Below are 21,696 nucleotides of genomic sequence, written 5' to 3' on the forward strand. Positions count from 1 at the left end.
ACCTTTTTTGTTTATTCCCTATTTGCTGCCATATTTTGACTAATTAATAGATTCCCGTAGTCTATTTTCTTTCTGGATGTGCTGCTTCCTCTGGAGTAGGAATTACCACTTGATTAATTACTCCAATCATTTGATATAAACGCCCTAAATCTCGTTGATTAAAATATAAAACTAAGCGGGGTAAATTAGATGTTTCATCTTGTCCTTCTTGGGGTAATGCTTGACTTTTGACAATTTTGCCCGTTACCAGGATATCACTAAAGTTAGTATTAAGTGCTTCTACTTGATCATCTGATAGATCTTCTCGCAACCGGATCACCAACTGATCACCAACATAACGACTAGAATGATAAATTTGGTAAAAACTAGTAATAGCATTACAGGCAACTTCTAGATTATCTGTAATTGTGTATAAACTAGGATCATCAGGACTAACAAGCCCTGTCTTTACCAATTTCTCATCAATATACTGACTCCAGGAGCGCCAATAATCACCTCCCGGTTGATCAATTAATACTAAAGGAACTGGACCAAATTTACCTGTTTGGCTTAATGTCATACATTCGAAAGCCTCGTCTTGAGTCCCAAAACCACCGGGAAACAAAGCTACAGCATCACTTTCTTTTAAAAGAAATAATTTCCGGGTAAAGAAATATTTAAAGTTAATTAGTTTAGTATCACCGTGAATGACGGGGTTAGCTTGTTGTTCAAAAGGTAACTGAATATTTAAACCAAAGGAATTGTCTCTTCCAGCGCCTTCCTGACCAGCTTGCATAATTCCACCACCACCACCAGTCATAATCATAAATCCTAGCTGGGAAACAGCGCGACTAAATGCAACGGCCATTTGGTATGCTGGTGTTTCTGGTGCTAGACGGGCAGAACCAAAAATAGTAATTTTACGTATATGACGGTAGTGATAAAATAACTGAAAACCACGTTCCATATCTACTAAAGCAGCAGATAGTATTTTCCAATCAAGACGTTCAATGTCACTATCCGCAAGACGCAAAATTGTAGATAGGGACTGCTGAATAAATTGCCGATGTTTTAGTGTCGGTAAACGATCTATTAACTCAGCAATATCCGCTTGCAGAGAATCTAATGGAGAAAAAGACGCTTCAGAGGTCATGGTTAAAGCCGCAATAATGGCATCACATTGTAATATAATCCAAGTTGGTAGTTATCTAATTCAAGGGGGAAAAGAGTAATTGTTAATATCTTGACCAGATACATAAAAATGGTACTGTCCCTAGACTTTTTTGTAGTTGAAAAAAGAGAGGGGACGCACCAAGTTTGTCCCGTAATTCATTTGTCAATGAATAACTCAAAAGAAGTTTGTTGTCTATTGAGCTTCAAAGATACTTTTCCAAAGTGTTAGATAAAGTGGTTTTAGGTACAGCACCGACCACCATATCTACTTTTACTCCGCCTTTGAAAATCATTAATGTAGGAATACTGCGAATACCGTACTCACTAGCAATTTTGGGATTTTCATCAGTATTCATTTTCACAACTTTTAATTTTCCTTCGTACTGAGCGGCAATTTCTTCGACAACAGGAGCTACCATGCGGCATGGACCGCACCAAGGAGCCCAGAAGTCAACTAATACGGGTACTTCGCTGTCGATTACTTCTTGCTTAAACGTAGAATCTGTAACTTGTGCTGCTGCTGACATACCTAAAAACCTTTACATAAGATATTTCCGAGGTTGGTGAAAATTCTACCACAGCAAAAACCTCCTCTTTGAGTTTAAGGATGAGTATTTGCAAAGAAATTAGAAAATTCATGTCCAACATAAGGAACCGCCCGAACAATAGTCCGGGCGGAGTGTGGTGTGAGGAGTGAACGGAAACATTTGTCTCCGCCATCTCTATTGTAGGCTAGATATGTGATTTTTCCAGTCATTCTTTAGACTACTAGAAAAGTTTTTGGAGTTGTTACAGCGTTAGGAGTCAGAAGTCAGAAGTCAGGATAAAGCCCTTACCCATGACCAATGACATGAATGAGTTATTTACCCATACCCAACTGTTGGGCTTTTTGGTAAACCTTGCCTTCGGTTAACAGAGAAGGAGCAATGACGACTTCAACTTGCTGCATTTCTTTAATGTTTTTAGCGCCTAAAGTTCCCATGCTGGTTTTTAAAGCTCCTAAAAGGTTATGAGTACCGTCATCTAAGCCAGCAGGACCTGTGAGTATTTGTTCTAGCGTTCCGGTAGTACCAACGCGAATCCGAGTTCCACGAGGCAATACGGGGCTAGGAGTTGCCATGCCCCAATGATAACCACGGCCAGGGGCTTCTGCGGCTCTAGCAAAGGGAGAACCAATCATCACACCGTCTGCACCACAGGCAATACATTTACAGATGTCTCCACCGGTGATTAAACCACCATCAGCGATGATAGGAATATATTTTCCGGTTTCTTGGTAATAATCGTCTCTAGCGGCTGTACAATCAGCGATCGCAGTAGCTTGAGGTACGCCCACGCCCAGGACTCCGCGAGAGGTACAAGCTGCACCAGGTCCAATACCCACTAATACTGCTGCTGCACCAGCTTTCATTAATTCCAGTGTGACTTCATAAGTGACGCAATTCCCCAAGGCCACAGGAATGGGCATAGAGCGGCAAAATTCCTCTAAATTAAGGGGAGTAACAGATTCTGGCGATAGATGATCAGTAGAAACTACTGTAGCTTGGATAAAAAATAAATCTGCCCCTGAAGATGCTGCTACCTCACCATATTTGCTTGCACCTGCTGGAGTCGCACTAACCGCCGCAATACCGCCTTGTTGTTTAATTTCCTGAATACGTTTTTCAATTAATTCCGGCTTTATTGGTTCGGCATATAGTTCTTGCATCAGGCTCACAAATTCGTCTTTGCCCACGGAGGCAATCCGATCTAAAATCGGTTCAGGATCAGCATAACGAGTTTGGATACCCTCTAAATTAATTACTCCCAATGCCCCCAACTGGGACAAACGAACAGCCATTTTTACATCAACTACACCATCCATTGCACTGGCAATAATGGGGATTTCTCGCTCAATCTTGCCGATTTTCCATTTAGTATCAGCTAAACTCGGATCGAGTGTTCTGTTACCAGGGACTAAAGCAATTTCATCAATTCCATAGGCTCGACGAGCCACTTTTCCCCGCCCAAGTTGAATTTCCACGCTTTCACTTTTCTCAAAACTGTTTAAGCTAGGGTATCAAATTGTGGTGATATTGGGAATTGGGGATAATTGAAAATTTGGGATTTTTAATTCTAATTCTGTTCTGATCTACTAGTTCGGGTTGGCGTAAATAAACCAACCATTCTCAATCGCTAGCAATCTTACGGGAACAGCGACTTATTACTTTTGACTGTTGACTTGGGGTCAGTATTAGGGTTTATTTTTACCATGATTAGCACCTGTATAACCTGTAGCTACCCAAATAACTGCCCTAGCACCATCTCGAATAGATTTTTGAATGGGTTCTGGTGAATTTTTTGAAGGAACTGATACGGGTTTAAAATTCATGCCTCGACTACCTAAAACAATTTCACCAACTACGCAAGCACGACGCATATGAAAGTCAGATGTAATTAAATAAACACTTTTTATACCACGAGAGCGCAATTCATCTACTAAAGTAGTGAAATTAGTAACTGTGTCTACAGCTTCATAATCTAAATTTAAACGACGGGGATCAACTCCTGCACTAGCAAATATTTTTTTGGTATGCTGAGGTGGACTACCCCCAGAAATCCAAATCGGTATATTTGGATATTGATGGGCTAATTTAGCTGTAAACTTTTCCCTTTCTAACAGGCGAGTAGAACCGCCTAAAACTAATATTGCTTGTGGTTGTATAAACTGGTTTTGTACAGCTTTACACCCCCACCAGATGAATAAGGCTAATATGCAAGCCATAAACCCTAAAGATTTACCTGTCAACAGTAGCTGATTTAAGGCCCTATTGGTATGTCTATTTCGATGGGAATTTTCTTTAAAAATCAGCACCATGACGGAAAAAGATGATGGTTAATATAAGTTTTGCGAAGTCCGCTTACAAAGAATTTGGTAAATTTGCAATTAAAGTCACTGAATCTATGTTGCTGTAATTTCTGTCATATCCTAAACTATCTTAGAAAATCAATCAAAGGTGTAAGAGCAGTTATTTACGACATAATTTTTAAATGCACATCAAAGACCTAGTAGACTTAAAAGCTTGAATTAGTGTAACTTATTGCTAATGGGACTAAATACAATTTTCTGTTCTTAATTAATACAATCAGGACAAAATCTACGGGTTGTGATATTTACTCGATACGGCACTTTTCTTTTTCAAGTACCAGACCTAAATATCTAAAAGGTTTATGGGACAAGGGTTATAGGATTTTATTTGCTACCAAACCGTTACACAAAGTGCTGTAAATAACCAGTGAAATGCTAAGTAGGTGGACGCGAGATCACCTACTTAAGATGGCCATTGCTCTTTTTACGGATAATCAACGCCACCCTAAACTAACAGAGTTTGCATCAATGGTTTACCATTTTCTAACTTACCACTGCGTAGCCATTCTGTCAGTTCCTCTGGGGCTTGGGCTTGGGTAATGCGTTCTCGGAGATACCCACCTTCGAGAATTTCCTTTTGCAACAATTCCTGGGCAATTTCTTCTAGTAAGTTGCGATTAAATTGGAGAATAGTTAAGGCGATGTGGTGAGCATGATCCACTATCCGCTTAACTTCGTGATCAATTTCTTCTGCTACTTGGGGACTGATAGCCCGGCGAGGATTTCCATAACCTTCCATAAACTGCTGTTGAATTTTCTCGAAAGCCACAGGACCTAGTTTATGACTCATGCCATATATTGTCACAGCGCGTTCTGCTAAATCCGTGGCTTTTTGAATATCATCAGTAGCACCGGTAGATACTTTACCAAAGACGATTTCTTCAGCAGAACGTCCCCCCAGTAAAATGGCAATCCGTCCCCGGATTTCATCTTCTATCATTAAGAAGCGGTCTTCTTCTGGCATTTGAATTGTATAACCTAATGCGCCGACACCACGGGGGACAACGGAAATTTTTTCAACTTTACCAGCACCAGGCATTAATGCGCCAATGATAGCGTGTCCAACTTCGTGATAAGCAACGGTTTTTTTCTCAATTTCATTGAGGACGCGAGAACGTTTTTCTAAACCTGCTACTAAACGTTCAATGGCTTCGTTGAAATCTGCCATGATTACGGCTGGACGATTGTTTCTCGCTGCTAATAATGCGGCTTCATTAACTAGGTTGGCTAAATCTGCACCGGCAAAGCCTGGAGTGCGGGTGGCTATAATTCCTAAATCAACATCTGCTGCTAATTTGACGTTTCTGGCGTGGACGTTGAGAATGGCTTCCCGACCGATTTTATCAGGTCTATCGACGACAACTTGACGGTCAAAACGACCGGGACGACGTAAGGCCGGATCAAGGATTTCAGGACGGTTGGTGGCGGCGATGATAATGACACCAGTATTAGCGTCAAAACCATCCATTTCGCTAAGTAGTTGGTTGAGGGTTTGTTCCCGTTCATCGTTACCACCAACAAAACCACCAGGACTACTGCGAGATTTACCCAGTGCGTCTAGTTCGTCAATAAAGACGATACAGGGTGCTTGTTGTTTGGCTTGTTCAAATAAATCCCGAACTCTTGCAGCACCAACACCAACGAATAATTCGATAAATTCTGAACCGGAGATGCTGAAGAAGGGAACACTGGCTTCACCAGCGATCGCTTTTGCTAGTAATGTTTTACCTGTACCTGGAGGTCCAACCAATAAGACACCTTTGGGAATTTTTGCCCCTAAAGTGGTGTATTTGGTGGCATTTTTCAGAAAATCAACGATTTCTTCAAGTTCAGCTTTGGCTTCATCTACACCGGCTACATCCAAGAATTTTACACCTGTGCCGCCTTCAGAATAAATGCGGGCTTTGCTTTTGCCAACTGTGAGTGCCGCAGGTCCTCCACCCTGACGATTCATTAAAAATGCCCAAATGCTGAAGAAAATTAAGGGGGGAGCAACCCAACTTAATAAAGTGCCAATCCAAGCGGTTTCGTTTGGTGGTGGGGCGGTAAATTCGACGTTGTTCTCGCGGAGGATTTTGGGTAAATCTAAGTCAATAGCAACTGGTGTTGTCTGAAATACCTGTTCGACGATTTTACCTGCGTTGGTTTGGGTTTTGATGGTATATTCAATGCGATCGCTTCCCACAATGGCTTTATCTACTTTACCTGCTTGTACCTGAGCAATAAAGTCACTATAGGGAACTTGCTGTAAACGTTGTCCTAATAAACTAGGAACTATCAAGTTTAGCAATAACAAAAAAGTCAATAAAATCAGAAGACTACCACCGAGTTGTCTTATTTTTGGTTGTTTTGTCTGATTATTATTGTCAGTTTCTACGGGCATAATGTCACCTCAGTAGTCAATAGTCAATAGTCAATAGTCAATAGTCAATAGTCAGTAGTCACTTGATTTTTAACAACTGACAACTGGCAAAGGACAAATAACGCATATCAACTTAATAACAAGGCAAATAGTCCACATAAAGCAATCCCATCAAACACACCAGCACCCCCAAGACTCAACACACCCGAACTCATCGCTTGAATGTCTTTGAGATGTAGCAAATCAGCACCAATCAGAGTCCCCAAAACACCACCAGCAAAGGCTACAGGTGCAGCATGGGGTGAAGCTATTAGCATTGCCGAGACGGCCGCACTCAAAGGGGCAAGTAAGGGATTGATTTGAATACCAATTCCTGGTACTACTTGGGCTGCCAAGTAGCTAACAACGGTCACAATTGCTGTAACTAGCAGAATTGCCAGGGCGTTTCCCTGGGAAAATTGGTATAATGCTAACACCACAGGTATTAACCCACCGCCCACATTTAGAGCTACCACGGTAGAACGTTGCACTTGTCTTAACGGAATCCCCCAAAATTCTTTTAACCACAGTGCTGCAAATTCATCTGCTAATTGGACTGGAGCTTCTAAGCGGTAAATGGGAATATTGATTGTGCTGGTAACAATAACTAGCACTAATAATAAAAAAGCAGTGTTAGGAGAAAAACCCAACTTAGCTACTGCAATTTCCACTACGTCTATTGCCACCGCAAACCAGATAAATGGTAGCAATAGCAATAAACCAATAAATAATAGTATTGAAACTGGTAAATATATCATGGAAATGGGAAAATAGAATGAATTTGGCAATCAAAGCCTCAAATCCAGCCGATACAAAAATGCTAACAATTACTCAACTGTTTACCTTTTATAAATTTTTATATTTAATAACTATTGTAGAAACTGGAGGGTAAGGTTTAAATTAGTATATACCCTATAAAATCATGTATTTTGCCGCACTGTTATGGAAAATCAACACGGCTACGCCCCGCAAGCGATCGGATTTTTGTTGAAACTGCTATTATTTTCGGCTTTGCTCTCGGTATTAATTAAATATGCTGCTCCGTTTCTATGGATTCCAGCAACGGCGACAAGTGTGCTAATTATGGTTTTATCACCAACTATGGTTATGGCAACTGTTCTATTGTGGCGAGTACCAAGACAAAAGTAAAATTAACAAAAAAAATATAGGTGGTGTTGTTAAAATCAGCTAACCTAACGGCATTGACACAAAAAAGCATTTTACTAAGCTGGGAGTCTCGTTTGTGAACATTGGTCAATGGATAGGTATAATTGCCTTAGTTATATCCTTATATATATTGTGGCAACTTCGTGAGGTTTTGCTACTAATATTTGCCGCTGTGGTGTTAGCAACGACTTTAAATCGTCTAGCTCGACGTTTCCAAGCCTTGGGAATCAAACGAGGATTAGCTGTTTTATTGGCTGTGGTGATTTTTTGGGTTGGTGTGGTTTGTTTTTTCTGGTTGATTGTACCACCGTTTGTCCAGCAATTTCATGAACTCACCTATAGAGTTCCTCAAGGTTTTGAACGTTTTAATGCTTGGGTTGATGAACGCAGAACTTATATCCCTCCACAATTATTACCTTACATACCCGATTTGAATAGTTTAATTGAACAAGCACAACCGCTATTTAATCGCTTATTAGGTAACTCTTTTGCTTTTGTCTCTGGATCTTTAGAAGTTGTTCTGAAAATTTTATTAGTATTAGTTTTAACGGGAATGTTTTTAGCTAATCCTCACGATTACCGAAAAGTATTTGTCCGCCTATTTCCCTCATTTTATCGCCCCCGGGTAAATGGGATTTTAAATCAGTGTGAAATATCGTTAGAGGGATGGATCACAGGGGCTATTATTGCTGTCGCAGTTGTGGGATTAATGAGTCTATTAGGATTATCAATTTTAGGTGTAAAAGCAGCATTGGCATTGGCAGTATTAGCCGGATTTATGAATTTAATTCCTAATCTTGGTCCAACTATGAGTGTATTACCAGCTATGGCGATCGCTCTATTAGATAATCCCTGGAAAGCCCTGGCTGTCTTGATTCTCTACTTTGTGATTCAACAAGTTGAGAGCAATTTTATCACACCTGTGGTCATGGCACATCAAGTATCTTTACTCCCTGCTGTCACCCTAATTTCTCAATTATTCTTTGTGACATTTTTGGGATTTCTAGGATTATTTTTGGCACTTCCTCTTACCGTTGTGGCAAAAATTTGGGTTCAAGAAGTTTTAATTAAAGATGTCTTAGATAAATGGGGTCATGATCAGAAACATCATCAAGAATTATCAGTAATTGATGAATCTGCTGATGGAAATGATGATGACGGTTGACGGTTGACTGTAAAAAATACTAGCATAATTACTGTTGGCAAGGGATTTTACTTGGGTAAAAACCAAACACTGTAAAGTTTTATTGCAGGATTTAACACTTCTGTTTTCTTGGATTTCAATACGTGATATATTTATCAATATTTGGGTAATTTGACATTTTACAAGTTGATTTGTTTAATGAAATTTAACCTACAATATAATGAAATTGTTGCTTTAAATCATAGTTGGAAAGCGGCTGTAGAATTATTTGGAGATGATAGTCCTTTATCCCAAAGTGCAAGAGATTTAAAAGGATGTTTACAGGTAAGATTATTACAGAGTTATCCAGATCAAGTTTATTTAATCATAGATAAAGAAACTTCAGAAACAGCAGGGGAAGAATTATATAGTTTCCGTTTCAAACCCCTGCTCCCCTGCCCCTACTACATCAACCGAAGCCAGGAATTAACCGCTTCAAGGCACGACCAGCGACATCACCATAGCGCAATTCACCGCAGAGGATTTTACCCATAATCTGAGCGCCGGAGGGGCGTTTAACACCGACTTTATAACCAATACCGGGGAAGCGATAAAATGCTCCTGCTAATTTTTGCGCCCAAGCCATATCAGTTCCCCATTGTTCGTTAATGGCATCGGTATAATTTGCTAAAGCGTTGGCATCACCACTTAAAGCATCGTGAATAAATCCTGCTGCTAGGACACCGCTAAAAATAGAGGGACGAATACCTTCGGCAGTAAAAGGGTCAACTACACAAGCTGCTTCTCCTGCTAAAACTGCGTTTTGGGTGTGTAGCTTTTGATCACCATCCCAAAGACAGATGGCATGACCGTATTGTTTACTATTTTTGACATCTATATCAAAAGATTGAGCGTATTCATCCAAAATTTTCTTAAAGTCTTGGGGTTCGCTACCGATAAATGTACCAACACCAATGGAATAACCGTCATCTTTGGGGAAATTCCAGATGTAACCATTTTTGATCAAACCAAACTCAAAGTGAGCCATGTTTTTATTGGGGACATTAGCCATGACTTCGGCCTCTAATGCGCCAGCTAGACGGCGTTTACGGTCTTTAAAACCTAACCATTTAGCCATTGGACCCTTTGCACCGTCGGCGGCGATCAGATAACGACCGGTGACTATTCCTGTAGCTGTGGTGACTTGCCAAGAATCATTTTTAAATTCAATACCTTTTACTTCCGTATTATCCTGTAGTTCAGCACCTTGCTTTTGAGCTTGTTGGATTAAGAAGTGGTCAAAAATTTCCCTGCGTACCATCCATACGGGTTCTTTAATATCTATTTTTGCTTCTACGGGATCACCTAATTTCCAGGTAAAGCGCAAAGAGTCTACTTTGGCGGAAATTGCGGGGTTAAAGTCAAAGTCGAACCATTGAGCAATTACTGGTGAGACACCACCACCACAAGGCTTATATCTAGGTAAGGATTCCTTTTCTAGGACTAAGACTGAGCGACCCTTTTTGGCTAGATGGTAAGCGGCTGTACCACCGGCAGGTCCAGCGCCGACAATTATGCAGTCGTACATGATGGCTAATTTTTTAATCTGATTTTAATTAGTTTATTTTCCAGTATATCTAAGGGATTATGATTTTTTATAAATTTTTAGTGAATATAAGCTGCACTGTATTTAATTTGTATGATTCTAGCGGGCAAGATGCCCACACCACAACTTTAGATAAATTTTAAATGGGTAACAGCTTTTAACTTCTCACCTCTTACCAGCTGAGGGGATGAAAATAAAAGTCTTAAATTAAGACTGAGCAATTGGGTTATAAACCGCTCTTATACGGAAAAACCCACATAGGGTGGGTTTACGAACCTTTATTTTTCGTTAGTTACACTCAAGTAGGACTTTAGTTATGTAGTAGCGAATTATATTCACTATTAACTTTTAAAATATCCTCTTAGACGGTTGAGATGTCCTTTTCCTTTTCTGCCAGCAGTTCGTCTATTTTGGCGGTATACTTATTTGTTAGTTTTTGGAGTTTGTCCTGTTGATCCCGTGCTTCATCTTCAGGGATTTCAGCGTTTTTTTCCTGTTTGCGAATGGACTCAATAGCATCCCGGCGGATATTACGAATTGCTACACGACCTTCTTCCGCGTATTTAGCCGCAAGTTTGACAAATTCTTTACGGCGGTCAGTTGTTAACGGGGGAATATTCAAGCGGATCACAATACCGTCATTACTGGGAGTCAAGCCCACATCTGACAGAGAAATGGCTTTTTCAACAATATTCAAGCTGCTCTTATCGTAGGGCTGAATCAGGATAGTTGAAGCATCTGGTGTGCTAATGTTTGCCAGTGATTTTAAGGATGTTGGTGTACCGTAATACTCGACTTGTACTTTATCTAACAAACTCGCATTGGCGCGACCAGTGCGAATTGTATTAAAAGCCCGTTGAGTAGATTCAACGGTTTTCTGCATTGTACTTTCAGCTTCAGCTAATTTCACAAGAACCTCCCACAAGGGTGCCAATAGATTCTCCCATAACTGCCCGGTGGATATTACCTCGCACCGTTAAGTCAAATACTAAAATGGGGAGATTATTTTCTTTACATAGGGCAATTGCGGTACTATCCATGACTCGCAAATCTTTAGCCAAAACGTGGGCGTAGGTAAGAGTAGTAAAACGCTTGGCATCAGGATACAATTTAGGGTCAGCATCGTAAATTCCGTCCACTTTGGTGGCTTTGAAAATCACTTCTGCTTCAATTTCTGCTGCTCTTAAGGCCGCAGTGGTATCTGTAGTAAAGAAGGGATTACCTGAACCAGCCCCAAAAATTACCACCCGACCTTTTTCTAAATGACGGATAGCACGTCGTCGAATATATGGTTCTGCTAGTTCTTGCATAGCAATGGCGGTTTGAACCCTTGTCTGTATTCCCATTCGTTCTAGGGAATCTTGCAGGGTCATGGCGTTCATGACCGTGGCAATCATGCCGATATAATCAGCAGTAGCCCGATCCATACCTGCTGAGGCGGCTTTAACACCTCTAAAAATATTACCACCACCAACAACGATGGCGATCTGAACACCGGTGGCTATCACCTCTCCTATTTCCTTGGCTATTTCCTCGACCACTTCCGGGTCAATGCCATAGCCCAGGTTGCCCATTAAGGCTTCACCGCTCAGTTTAAGTAAAACCCGTCGGTAATTCGTTCCCATGAAGTTCCGCTTTATCAAAAAAGTTGCAATTGCCTCCAATTTAAGATAGCAGTACAGTGGCTATCTGTGTCTAGTTACCTTGTCCCTTATTTAAATCTACATTTTCTATGACAATTTCTACAAACGGACTTACTTCCCCAAAAACCTGGCTTTGGCAAGGTTTCCCCATTTGTTACCAAACCCAAGGAACTACCGGACCTGCTATTATCCTGATTCATGGTTTTGGCGCATCCTGGTTACATTGGCGCAAAAATATTCCCGCTTTAGCTGTAACTTGTCGGGTTTATGCCATTGATTTAATTGGCTTTGGTGGTTCAGCTAAACCTAAACCGGGGGAAAAAATTACCTACACATTAGAAACCTGGGGACAACAGGTAGCTGATTTTTGCCGGGAGGTCATTGGTGAACCAGCTTTTTTCATCGGTAATTCTATCGGTTGTATTGTCGCTATGCAAGCTGCGGTAATTGACCCAGATATGGCTTTGGGAACTGCTTTGCTTAACTGTTCTTTGCGGTTATTGCATGATCGTAAACGTCTCAGTTTACCTTGGATAAAACGTTTTGGTACGCCAATTTTACAAAACTTTTTGGCGATTGAATCTGTAGGTAATTTCTTTTTTAGTCAGTTAGCTCAACCAAGGACAGTTAAAAATATTCTTTTACAAGCTTATGCTCAGAGGGAAACAGTAACAGATGAGTTAGTAGATATTTTAATGACACCGGCAAAAGATCCTGGGGCTGCGGCTGTATTTTTAGCTTTTACTGCTTATTCCAGTGGTCCTTTACCGGAGGATTTATTAGCTATAATATCTTGTCCAGTAATTATTTTATGGGGAACGGCTGACCCTTGGGAACCTATTAATTTAGGTAGAGAGTTAGCCAATTTTCCCCAAGTCCAAAAGTTTATTCCTTTAGAAGGTGTAGGCCATTGTCCTCAAGATGAATCTCCTGAGTTAGTAAATCCGATTCTACAACATTGGATTGGTGAGGAACTAAGCAAAAGGTAGTAGGTAATAAATAGAAGAAAAGATGAACTTCATCAAAGAGTTTTTTTGGTGTAAATTTCATCTTTGATTGTTATCAATATCCATCTCCATCATATCCACCTCGATAGTATCTATCCCCATCATATCCACCACCATGATGTCCATATCTATGATGTCCATGTCTATGATGTCCATGTCTATGATGTCCATGTCTATGATGTCCACCACCATGATGTCCACCTCTATAGTATCCTCCAGATAGAAGTTGCTGTTCCTCTACGGATAAATCTACCACTAAATCAGATGAGATATTTTGATTTGACATGATAATTGTTAACCTCAATTAAGCTATGAATCATATACCTATTCTTAGGTTATAAAGGTATTTTCGATCAAATTAATGATTCTATAGTTAGAAACTAATAATTAAAATTTCTATCTTTTGACTTATATATTTATTTAATATTTTTTATATTAAAAAATTAGAGAGGAGAAAGTTAGGCACAAATCTAGTATTTTTCTGTTTTATTTGTCAACAATAGATGTAAAGATTTACAGATGCAGGGACTAAGATTGTGCTGATAATTTATGTAAAAATTTCTCCTCACCTTACAACTCTAAAAAGCTGGAAAACTAGGACTATTAAGAATAGCCAAGTCTATAGAGTTTACTTACTAAAAAAGAGTATTAATTCCTCTCCATATCGCCACTATCAGGATAGATATCATAAATGTCAGAGGGTATATGTCTATCATTTTTTTGGTAGTCACAGCAACGTTTTTTAGGTCTACAACAAGGCTGGAAGTGGTAACATCCCCCAGATGAAAGTTGTTGTTCTTCTGGGGATAATTCAACAAGTAAATTAGAACTGAACATGATTTTTACCTCAATTAATAGGTTAGTGTTTACACACTTAAATAAACAAAATATTAGCTGTGTGTAATCCTATCTTCTATTTGTAAATGTATTTTGAGAAAATTCACTTCTCCTGAAGTTATAAATCAAAAAACTAAAAGTATGAATTATAATCTCATACTTTATGGTGAAATAGATTATAGTTAATTCAGTAGTTAATTCAATAATAGATGCGGTTTTTGTGAATATTATTCCTATAATCAAGTATTTAGGTCTTAACCAAATTCTCAGAAAAAAATATCTCTGATGACAGTGCAAAAATAGATATATGATCTAACTTGAGAATTATGATTTTCTTATAAATGATAGTTATATTTGAATTGTTAGCTAGTAAACCAGCTAATGCCAATTAAATTAGTGTTAATGATGAGGTAGAATCATGTCAGTTAATAAGATTGAATCTGAGTTAATTGTTGAGTTATCTAAACAGGAACAACAGCTTTTATCTGGAGGTGCGAGTGAGAAGGGAGTTCTGGAGGCTAAAGGTGATTTTGTCTATGGTCGTCAAAAATTTCCAGCTACTATTACAGTAAAAGTTAAGAATCTACCTGAAATAACTCAGAATTTACCTGCTGACGAACCTACTTAAAATACCGATTTTTCAAGACTGAAACCAATTGTCTCTGATGGTAATTATCTCATATAAATTAGAACCATCACTTCCTAGTTAATCAATTTAAAGTCTAATTCTCGTTGGGGAGTTAGACTTTTTTAATGATTAAAAATAAAAGAAAATATTGGGGAATAAGTTACTCCAAAAAAAGTAAGAATAAAGAAAAGAGAAAAGTAACTACTATAAATAGCAGTTACTTTTCCATCTTCAGCACTTTTAATTAAATCTCTGAAAAGAACAAATGAGAATGCCTAAATATTCTCAAAACTTGATTTATCTTGAATAAATTACCTAAGTTTTCTCCTGTTTTTACTAATTCCAGAGTTTAAACTAAGGGACTAACTTATTAGTAACATTAGTTTTGATCTTCACCGTTTGAAGAAGTTTGGCTACTGTCAGACTCATCGGTACTTTTTGCTTCAGAAGGATATATATTGATTACTGGATTGAACACTAGATTATTTTTTACTTTCTGCTTTATTCCAACGCGTTGACGACGTGGTGGGCTGTAATTATCACATCCCCCCGATAAAAGTTGTTGTTCTTCTGGGGATAACTCTACAAGTAAATCAGTTGTGATGTTTTGATTTGACATAATTATGTGCCTCAATTAGTGGAATTGTTTCACTTTGAATTAGGAGGAATTAGGAGGAAGGAGGAGGGAGGAAAGAGAAAAACAATGGTTATCTCTAGGAGTTTAATTAGTAGTAGGTTAAAGAGAACATCCAAGACTACCCAAAACCTTCCAAAAATTAATTATTTTGAGTTGGTTATATCAGCTTTCTCTTTCCTCAAATGCCAGGTTGAAATTAAGTGGTTACCCAATTTATGGATTTTGTCCACTTAATATCTCTGCTATTTGTGAAAATCAATCATCATCATCATCATCACGATCATCACGCTTTCTGATATCTTGATCATGATCACGGTATTTTTTCCACTCATAGCAGATTATTGCTCTGCGTCTGCCTTTTCCCCCAGACAGAAGTTGTTGTTCCTCTGTGGATAACTCCACGAGTAAATCAGATTTAATGTTTTGATATGACATGATTGTTAGCCTCAATCTATGAACAGGTGTTATTCACCTATACTTCTTTTATAACTATTTATTATGGGAAATAAATTATCCTGTAGTTATAAAGTTTTGAGATTTTAAATTACTCTTAGGTTATATATTTATTTAGATAAATCTCTCTCTTTTAACTCATGTTTGTTTATTTTATTTATCTAATCAAAACTACATAATTATCTACTCTATTTTTTTCAAAAAAGTTACTTATTAACTCAAACAGCAGAAAATGTAGAGCAGAATATAAAATAAAGCTGTCTCTACAAGAAAATGTTTTAATTTAATTAAATCTGGCTATTTTAGGAAAACAAATTATTTAGAAAACCGGGTAATAAATTACTCAATTTATCACCAATAGAACTAATTGTTAGTAACCCAAATGTTAATGAAAGTGCCATAGTGACTTGGGATAATTTATATTTAGTGGTTTGTGAACTAGAATCACCTGAAGCAAGTTTTAAATCATTTTTACCCTCAGTTTCAATATCAGTTTTTTGGAAGAATGAATTACCTTCAACTAATACATCTAATTGGGGAGATATTTGCCCACCAATTAGAGATTCTTGTTCTGCATTAGAAAGATATCTGAATAATTGAGGATGACTAAATTGAGTATTTTTAGACATATTATTTGTCCTTACATAAGTAAGTAATTTTGGTTAATTTGTAGCAAGATAAAAGCTTAAAAAATATTTAAAAAATATTAATTTACGCCTTAATTTATGCAGTTAAAAACTGCAAATGTTCGCCAGGTTTTGATAAGAAAGTATCAGGAGTTCCTTGAATTTGTAATTGACCTTTTTCGATGAGAACAATCCAATGAGCGCGATGAATGACACTAGGACGATGGGTAATTAAAATTGTGGTTTTACCTGCGCGATATCCCAAAAGACGATCTAGAACATTAGCTTCGCTCATAGGGTCTAATCCAGCGGTAGCTTCATCTAAAATTAGTATAGGTGGATTTGTGAGAATGCCGCGAGCGATCGCTAATCTTTGTCTTTGTCCACCAGAAAGATTTGCACCAAATTCTCCTAAAACGGTTTGATATTTATTAGGTAATTGACTAATAAAACCATCGGCATCAGCAATATCACAAGCTTGAACTACCTCTTCAAAAGAAATATTAGGTGTGCCTAAACGGAAGTTTTCTAAAATGGAACGACTCCAAAAATGAGGCTCTTGGGGAACATAAACTACTTGTTGTCGGTAACAATCTAAAGCAATATCTTGGATATTTAAAAATCCGATCCGAATATTACCAGAATCTGGGACATATAAACCAGATAATAATTTAGCCAAAGTGCTTTTACCACAACCTGATTTACCAATTAAAGCAATTGTTTTTCCTCCCGGAAGCTGAATAGAAAAATCATCTAATAAATCAACTCTTCCGGGGTGATGAAATTTAAGATTTGCACAACTAATATCAGCAGTGCTGGAAATTTGTACAATTGGTTTTTGACTTCCTCCTACTACTTCTGGTGTGGCATCAATAACTTCTAATAATCTAGAAACTGCCGTTTGAGAGCGAAAATATTCATCCACAAAGCCAACTAATGAGTTAATTAAAGCTAAAACATTGACTTCTAAAGCATTAAAAGCTAACATTTGACCGATGCTTAAATTGCCTCTAATCACCAAAATACTGCCAAATCCTAGTAAGAGAACGCCACCAATTGTAGATATAATTCTGGCAAGAGTACCATTGATAATTGCTATTTGTACTGTACTAAAAGCAAGATTAGCTAGACGACCAAAACGACTTTGAAATTCATCCCAAAATTGAGGAGCAGCATTGGTAGTTTTAATTACTTGTGCGCCTTTAAATGTTTCTACTAAAACACCTTGATTTTCTGCTCCTAAAACTAAGAGACTGCGGGTTTTTTGTTGCAAAATAGGCAAGAAAGGTAAAGTAGATAAAGTCATTAAACCAGCAACTAATAAAGCTGCCATTGTTAATTGCCAGCTATAAAACAACATTAAGCCAAGAGAAATTATAGCGATAAAAAATTGACTAGGTAAAACAATCACAATTTGTGATACTAATTGGTTAATTTCGCCAATATCTCGGAGTCTGCTAGTAATTTCACCACTGCGACGGGATTCATAATAATTTAAAGGCAATTGCAGAAGTTTACGGCCAAATTCTAAGACTAAACCTAATTGTAATCTTTGTCCAAAATGAGAAATCATTAAAGCTTGGAATACTTGTAAACCTCCACTAAATAAACTCATAATGACAACAGCAGAAACCACAACAGTAAGTAATTGTACATCTCCACGAACGAGAACATCATCTGTTAATAATTGAATCAAAACCGGAGTTCCTAAAGCTAGTAAACCCAGGACAATATTAATCATTAAAACCTGAGTTAGTAACCCACGATAGGGTAAAATGCGGCGAAAAAAGCGCGTTATTCCACCTTTTGATTGTTCTTGGGGTTGGTCAGAAAAACGATCTGGATCTGGCTCTAATAAGAGCATTACCCCATTCCAGGCAGCGGTTAGTTCTTCTTTGCTCAAATAACGGATTCCCACCGCAGGATCGGCAATAACGTATTTTTTTGCTTTTTTACCATATAAAACAACCCAATGATAGCCTTGCCAATGGATAATTGCGGGTAATGTAATTTCTGTAATTCTGTCTATAATTTCTGGAGAAGCTTTAACTGCTCTAGCATTAAAACCGAGATTTTCTGAGCCTCTTTTTAAACCTAATAATGTTGTTCCTAATTGTCCAGTACCAACAGCTTCCCGACTTTTAATCATACTTAAAAAATGTCCATAATACTTACTAATAGAAACTAAACAAGCTGCTCCACAGTCTTCTTCACTTAACTGTAAAGTACACTGATAATTTTGATGATTTTTAAAAATATTGAGCATATTGAACATATTGAACATAATTATTAAGAGTATTCTAGTACCTTGGGTTGACGTAGGAAACTAATTAAAAAAAGCTTATGTTGGGTTGCGCTATCCCTTAACCCAACCTATATTTTCACCTATGAATTAGTGATTAACTTGCTTTTTCTCAGGATAAATTGGAGTACAGTTTCCCGACGAGAAATAATATCAGCGCGTCCTTCCATGCCAGATTTGAGATAACATAAATGATTTCCTTTTCCTAAAAATAGACTTTCTGGTTCAATATTAATTTCATAAGTAGCTAATTGGGGTGTACTAATAATTGAATTATTCGGATTATTTTGTGTGGTTGCTAAAACATCTGCACCAACAGTTTTTACAGTTCCTTTGAGAGTTCCATAGTCAGGATAGGGACAAGCGGAAACCTGCATTTGCACTGCTTGACTGGTTTTTACTTTGTCAATATCTTTAGCAGGAACGTGAGCTTTGATAATTAAAGGAGCATCTACAGGAGAAATTTGAGCGATAGCTTCACTGAGTTGTACAACCTGTCCAGGGTTGCGGAGTTTAAGTTGCATAAGTGTACCATTAGTTGGGGAGCGAATCACACTTTTATTCAACTCATTGTCTAATTGTTGTAGTTCTTGACTGGTGCGGATTTGTTGTTTTTGTAGTTCTAAACGTTGTTGAAGTAATGTTTCTCTTTCTTTTTTTAAAGCTGCTAAATTAGCTTCACCTTTGGACTTTTCTTGTTTAATTCTTTCCGATGCTACTGTTACTATTGCATTACTGGGATTGACGGCACTTTTTGCTTTTTGTAGGTTTATTTGTGCTAATTTAACAGCTTGTTCTTTTTCTTCTTGGAGATTTTTAGCACTAAATTTAGCTTGTTCTAATTTTGATTGAGCCGATTTAACAGCTTGTTCTTTTTCCTCGACTAGATTCTGAGATATTGCTCCCGATTCAGCTATATTCTGCAAGCGATTTCTCTGTAAGATAGCCAGTTTTAATGCTGCTTCTGCTTCTTGTACCGTGGCTATTAATACCTTTTCTTTTTTTAATCTTTCTAATTGTTCCTTTGCTAAATTTATAGTTATTTTAGCTTGTGTCATTTCTGCAATGGCTTTAATTTGTTGATCTTTATAGTTACGTTGAGTTCCAGTTAATTCAGCTTGGGTAGCTATAATAGTCCGGTTATTTAAGTTAGTTTGAGCAGTTATTTGAGTATTGATTTGATTAATTTGAGCATCAACTTGAATAAGTTGTAATTGACTTTTCTCAAAAGTATTTTGCAGTTGTCTTTTTTGAGATTGCAGTTGGGAGTCATCAATATAAGCAATTATTTGTCCTTTATTTACTACCTGATTTTCTTTGACGGCAATTCTTTTAATAGTTCCCGTCATTGCCGATTCAACTAACCGTAATTCTCCCAATGGTCGGATAGTTGCAGGAACTTTAACCGTGACGTTATAATAAAGAATGGAGGTAAGACTTGCAGCAACTACAAACATAGTAATCATCACTCCCCCACCGATATGAATCCATTTACCGATATGGGGAAGAAACTCATTAGCTTCTAGTATATGCAAATCTTCTGTAGTCGGGTTATTGAAGTTATAAGAATTGTTCTCTTGACGCTGTAAAGAGTTCACCAGATTACACCTTAATAAAAACAGGTAGATTTTTGTATTGACATTATTCCTGTCTAGGGGTAATTTATGAATTACCCCCATTTTCATTCTCTTTTTCCTAAGTCCTGCTTAATTTGACAGCAGGCAATTTATAGACTTAGTAGCCTAGATTTACGAAAAGACTGCTTTAGCTAGGGCTGGATCCGAGTTCCAGGTGTTGCAACTGGGGGTGTAATTGCACGTACGTTTCCTGCGGTTGGTAGTACCGCAGAACCCAAAGCTCCGACACCAGCGGGAGGTTCTGTACCTAAACCTAAGAAATCTTGTCCCGCAGTCAGTATAGTATTAGCCTTACCAGCCGAGGTAGCAGTGCTACCTTGAGGACCAGAGGCACTGGTTCCCATTAACAGTGATCCTTTGTTAGCGTAATTACTAGCAGCTAGTTCAAAGTCAGCACCACCAGTTAGTAACTCTTGTTCTTGATCTGATAAGACGGTTAACATTTGATTTGACACGATTATTAGCCTCACTTGCGTAATTAGGTGTTTCATTACCTAACAACTCAACTATAAGCATTGTTGGCTAATATTTCATAAATCTAAGGGTAGAAAGTAATGTTTGCAAATTTACCTCTATAAGTAGAGACAAAATAACTTCTAAAAGTAGAGACAAAATAGTTTTTTGTCACTAAAATAGTTTTAAATAAGAGATAATTCTTAATTTTATAAAATCTCTGTAGTCCATAATGTTTAATGTTGATAATGTTTATTGTTCATTTTTACTGAGAATCATGATTATATGAATTTATTCAGTTTTTTTACTCAACACAAAATTTAATATCTATATTTTTAGATATCTCCAATTTCAGAAACATAATTTGGCTATACCAGCAATTATTCAACAATTAAAGAGTATTGTAGATAACAGATAAGCACAAGTAGCACTACCGACAGGAACGGTTAAATTATCTATTCCCCAAAAAGAAAATGCTTCTAAAATCGTGGCTACTAAGGCAACTATTAAAGAAACTATCCAAGTTTGCCAAATATTACCTTGAGTAACAAGTAAAATAGTTACACAAATCAAATAACTAATTAAAGTCACAGTTAAAGAACCTTCCCAGCTTTTTTGAGAACCAAAAAATATGTATTTATGTTTACCAAAACCTTTACCAATTAAAGCAGCTAATCCATCTCCCCAAGCCATAATCATAATCCCTAAAACAGCGTATTCAGGTTGGTGTAAATGCCAAAAAATACCCACTAAAACCCCAATACTCACAGCATAGAAAAATGTTCCCAAACTATGACGACCGACGCTATTAATACCAGGAAGAATGGGGAATTTATAGGATAGCAAGGTGATAATACTCGCCAAAACCGAAGCTGTAATTCCTACATAAGCAGGAATATCTAACCACCAAGCAATTAAAATCACGTTACCCATGCCAATATGCACGATTTTACGAATGATTTCCGTTTCACTATCAGTAAAACGATATACTACCCAAGCAATGCAGATAATTAATCCCACCCAAACCGCAGCGGGGGCAATTTGCAGCGATAATGGAGAAATGGTTTCCAAGCCGAGAAATGTGTTAAACAATGTCAAATAGGGGTATTTTTCACT

The 21,696-nt window shown here is 37.7% G+C and carries 20 protein-coding genes; 3 read left to right on the forward strand and 17 right to left on the reverse strand.

Annotated elements, in window-relative coordinates; translation table 11 throughout:
* Nucleotides 1–61 precede the first annotated feature (61 nt).
* The 6 genes from H6F39_RS13500 to H6F39_RS13525 all read right to left on the reverse strand — a co-directional run bounded on the left by H6F39_RS13500 (nt 62) and on the right by H6F39_RS13525 (nt 7,219).
* On the reverse strand, nt 62–1,132 hold the full coding sequence (locus H6F39_RS13500) for an LOG family protein (RefSeq protein WP_137907571.1): 1,071 nt from the start codon (nt 1,130–1,132) through the stop codon (nt 62–64).
* A 223-nt stretch (nt 1,133–1,355) separates the two neighbouring features.
* Nucleotides 1,356–1,679 (reverse strand): thioredoxin, encoded by a 324-nt coding sequence (gene trxA / locus H6F39_RS13505; protein WP_137907570.1) that lies wholly within the window; start codon nt 1,677–1,679, stop codon nt 1,356–1,358.
* 332 nt (nt 1,680–2,011) lie between these two features.
* Nucleotides 2,012–3,175, reverse strand: a complete 1,164-nt coding sequence (locus H6F39_RS13510; protein ID WP_137907569.1) for a GuaB3 family IMP dehydrogenase-related protein — start codon at nt 3,173–3,175, stop codon at nt 2,012–2,014.
* Nucleotides 3,176–3,385: 210 nt separating this feature from the next.
* Nucleotides 3,386–3,916 carry a YdcF family protein gene (locus tag H6F39_RS13515; RefSeq protein WP_137907568.1) on the reverse strand — a complete coding sequence of 177 codons (531 nt, stop codon included), beginning with the start codon at nt 3,914–3,916 and terminating at the stop codon, nt 3,386–3,388.
* Nucleotides 3,917–4,505: 589 nt separating this feature from the next.
* Nucleotides 4,506–6,443 carry an ATP-dependent zinc metalloprotease FtsH gene (ftsH, locus tag H6F39_RS13520; RefSeq protein ID WP_137907567.1) on the reverse strand — a complete coding sequence of 646 codons (1,938 nt, stop codon included), beginning with the start codon at nt 6,441–6,443 and terminating at the stop codon, nt 4,506–4,508.
* Between the two features lie 107 nt (nt 6,444–6,550).
* Nucleotides 6,551–7,219 (reverse strand): DUF1614 domain-containing protein, encoded by a 669-nt coding sequence (locus H6F39_RS13525; protein ID WP_190372476.1) that lies wholly within the window; start codon nt 7,217–7,219, stop codon nt 6,551–6,553.
* Between the two features lie 485 nt (nt 7,220–7,704).
* Between H6F39_RS13525 and H6F39_RS13530 the strand changes: the two genes are divergently transcribed.
* Entirely contained in the window at nt 7,705–8,793 is a 1,089-nt protein-coding gene (locus tag H6F39_RS13530; protein WP_137907564.1) for an AI-2E family transporter, read from the forward strand.
* 427 nt (nt 8,794–9,220) lie between these two features.
* Here H6F39_RS13530 and H6F39_RS13535 read toward each other — a convergent pair whose 3' ends face one another.
* The 3 genes from H6F39_RS13535 to pyrH all read right to left on the reverse strand — a co-directional run bounded on the left by H6F39_RS13535 (nt 9,221) and on the right by pyrH (nt 11,982).
* Entirely contained in the window at nt 9,221–10,339 is a 1,119-nt protein-coding gene (locus H6F39_RS13535; protein ID WP_137907563.1) for a geranylgeranyl reductase family protein, read from the reverse strand.
* Nucleotides 10,340–10,718: 379 nt separating this feature from the next.
* Nucleotides 10,719–11,267 carry a ribosome recycling factor gene (gene frr, locus H6F39_RS13540; RefSeq protein ID WP_028084178.1) on the reverse strand — a complete coding sequence of 183 codons (549 nt, stop codon included), beginning with the start codon at nt 11,265–11,267 and terminating at the stop codon, nt 10,719–10,721.
* A complete protein-coding gene (gene pyrH / locus H6F39_RS13545; RefSeq protein ID WP_028084177.1) occupies nt 11,254–11,982 on the reverse strand; it encodes a UMP kinase in 729 nt (242 codons plus the stop codon). The genes frr and pyrH overlap by 14 nt, the downstream gene beginning before the upstream one ends.
* A 107-nt stretch (nt 11,983–12,089) precedes the next feature.
* Between pyrH and H6F39_RS13550 the strand changes: the two genes are divergently transcribed.
* Complete coding sequence (locus tag H6F39_RS13550) at nt 12,090–12,989, forward strand: alpha/beta fold hydrolase (protein WP_137907562.1); 900 nt, start codon at nt 12,090–12,092, stop codon at nt 12,987–12,989.
* Between the two features lie 73 nt (nt 12,990–13,062).
* Here H6F39_RS13550 and H6F39_RS13555 read toward each other — a convergent pair whose 3' ends face one another.
* Nucleotides 13,063–13,293, reverse strand: a complete 231-nt coding sequence (locus H6F39_RS13555; RefSeq protein WP_137907561.1) for a hypothetical protein — start codon at nt 13,291–13,293, stop codon at nt 13,063–13,065.
* 969 nt (nt 13,294–14,262) lie between these two features.
* Here H6F39_RS13555 and H6F39_RS13560 point away from each other — a divergent pair.
* Complete coding sequence (locus H6F39_RS13560) at nt 14,263–14,472, forward strand: hypothetical protein (RefSeq protein WP_137907559.1); 210 nt, start codon at nt 14,263–14,265, stop codon at nt 14,470–14,472.
* Between the two features lie 379 nt (nt 14,473–14,851).
* On the opposite strand, the gene H6F39_RS13565 is transcribed toward H6F39_RS13560, so the two are convergent.
* From H6F39_RS13565 to H6F39_RS13595, 7 genes are all read right to left on the reverse strand, one after another.
* On the reverse strand, nt 14,852–15,091 hold the full coding sequence (locus H6F39_RS13565) for a hypothetical protein (RefSeq protein ID WP_137907558.1): 240 nt from the start codon (nt 15,089–15,091) through the stop codon (nt 14,852–14,854).
* A 273-nt stretch (nt 15,092–15,364) separates the two neighbouring features.
* Nucleotides 15,365–15,544, reverse strand: a complete 180-nt coding sequence (locus H6F39_RS13570) for a hypothetical protein (RefSeq protein WP_137907557.1) — start codon at nt 15,542–15,544, stop codon at nt 15,365–15,367.
* 320 nt (nt 15,545–15,864) lie between these two features.
* A complete protein-coding gene (locus tag H6F39_RS13575; protein WP_190372473.1) occupies nt 15,865–16,191 on the reverse strand; it encodes a hypothetical protein in 327 nt (108 codons plus the stop codon).
* A 94-nt stretch (nt 16,192–16,285) separates the two neighbouring features.
* Entirely contained in the window at nt 16,286–18,454 is a 2,169-nt protein-coding gene (locus H6F39_RS13580; protein ID WP_190396861.1) for a peptidase domain-containing ABC transporter, read from the reverse strand.
* Nucleotides 18,455–18,573: 119 nt separating this feature from the next.
* Entirely contained in the window at nt 18,574–20,088 is a 1,515-nt protein-coding gene (locus tag H6F39_RS13585) for an HlyD family efflux transporter periplasmic adaptor subunit (RefSeq protein ID WP_137907554.1), read from the reverse strand.
* Between the two features lie 170 nt (nt 20,089–20,258).
* Nucleotides 20,259–20,582 carry a CTB family bacteriocin gene (locus H6F39_RS13590; protein WP_236097097.1) on the reverse strand — a complete coding sequence of 108 codons (324 nt, stop codon included), beginning with the start codon at nt 20,580–20,582 and terminating at the stop codon, nt 20,259–20,261.
* A 382-nt stretch (nt 20,583–20,964) separates the two neighbouring features.
* A complete protein-coding gene (locus H6F39_RS13595; RefSeq protein WP_137907598.1) occupies nt 20,965–21,672 on the reverse strand; it encodes a diacylglycerol/polyprenol kinase family protein in 708 nt (235 codons plus the stop codon).
* Between the last annotated feature and the right edge of the window lie 24 nt (nt 21,673–21,696).

The organism is Dolichospermum sp. FACHB-1250 (genome assembly GCF_014696335.1).
Taxonomy (GTDB): Bacteria; Cyanobacteriota; Cyanobacteriia; order Cyanobacteriales; family Nostocaceae; genus Dolichospermum; species Dolichospermum planctonicum.

Coding starts and splice junctions, on each gene's coding strand:
- H6F39_RS13500 (WP_137907571.1), bottom strand. CDS start 1,132: ATGACCTCTGAAGCGTCTTTTTCTCCATTAGATTCTCTGCAAGCGGAT.
- trxA (WP_137907570.1), bottom strand. CDS start 1,679: ATGTCAGCAGCAGCACAAGTTACAGATTCTACGTTTAAGCAAGAAGTA.
- H6F39_RS13515 (WP_137907568.1), bottom strand. CDS start 3,916: ATGGCTTGCATATTAGCCTTATTCATCTGGTGGGGGTGTAAAGCTGTA.
- ftsH (WP_137907567.1), bottom strand. CDS start 6,443: ATGCCCGTAGAAACTGACAATAATAATCAGACAAAACAACCAAAAATA.
- H6F39_RS13525 (WP_190372476.1), bottom strand. CDS start 7,219: ATGATATATTTACCAGTTTCAATACTATTATTTATTGGTTTATTGCTA.
- H6F39_RS13535 (WP_137907563.1), bottom strand. CDS start 10,339: ATGTACGACTGCATAATTGTCGGCGCTGGACCTGCCGGTGGTACAGCC.
- pyrH (WP_028084177.1), bottom strand. CDS start 11,982: ATGGGAACGAATTACCGACGGGTTTTACTTAAACTGAGCGGTGAAGCC.
- H6F39_RS13550 (WP_137907562.1), top strand. CDS start 12,090: ATGACAATTTCTACAAACGGACTTACTTCCCCAAAAACCTGGCTTTGG.
- H6F39_RS13555 (WP_137907561.1), bottom strand. CDS start 13,293: ATGTCAAATCAAAATATCTCATCTGATTTAGTGGTAGATTTATCCGTA.
- H6F39_RS13560 (WP_137907559.1), top strand. CDS start 14,263: ATGTCAGTTAATAAGATTGAATCTGAGTTAATTGTTGAGTTATCTAAA.
- H6F39_RS13565 (WP_137907558.1), bottom strand. CDS start 15,091: ATGTCAAATCAAAACATCACAACTGATTTACTTGTAGAGTTATCCCCA.
- H6F39_RS13570 (WP_137907557.1), bottom strand. CDS start 15,544: ATGTCATATCAAAACATTAAATCTGATTTACTCGTGGAGTTATCCACA.
- H6F39_RS13575 (WP_190372473.1), bottom strand. CDS start 16,191: ATGTCTAAAAATACTCAATTTAGTCATCCTCAATTATTCAGATATCTT.
- H6F39_RS13580 (WP_190396861.1), bottom strand. CDS start 18,454: ATGCTCAATATTTTTAAAAATCATCAAAATTATCAGTGTACTTTACAG.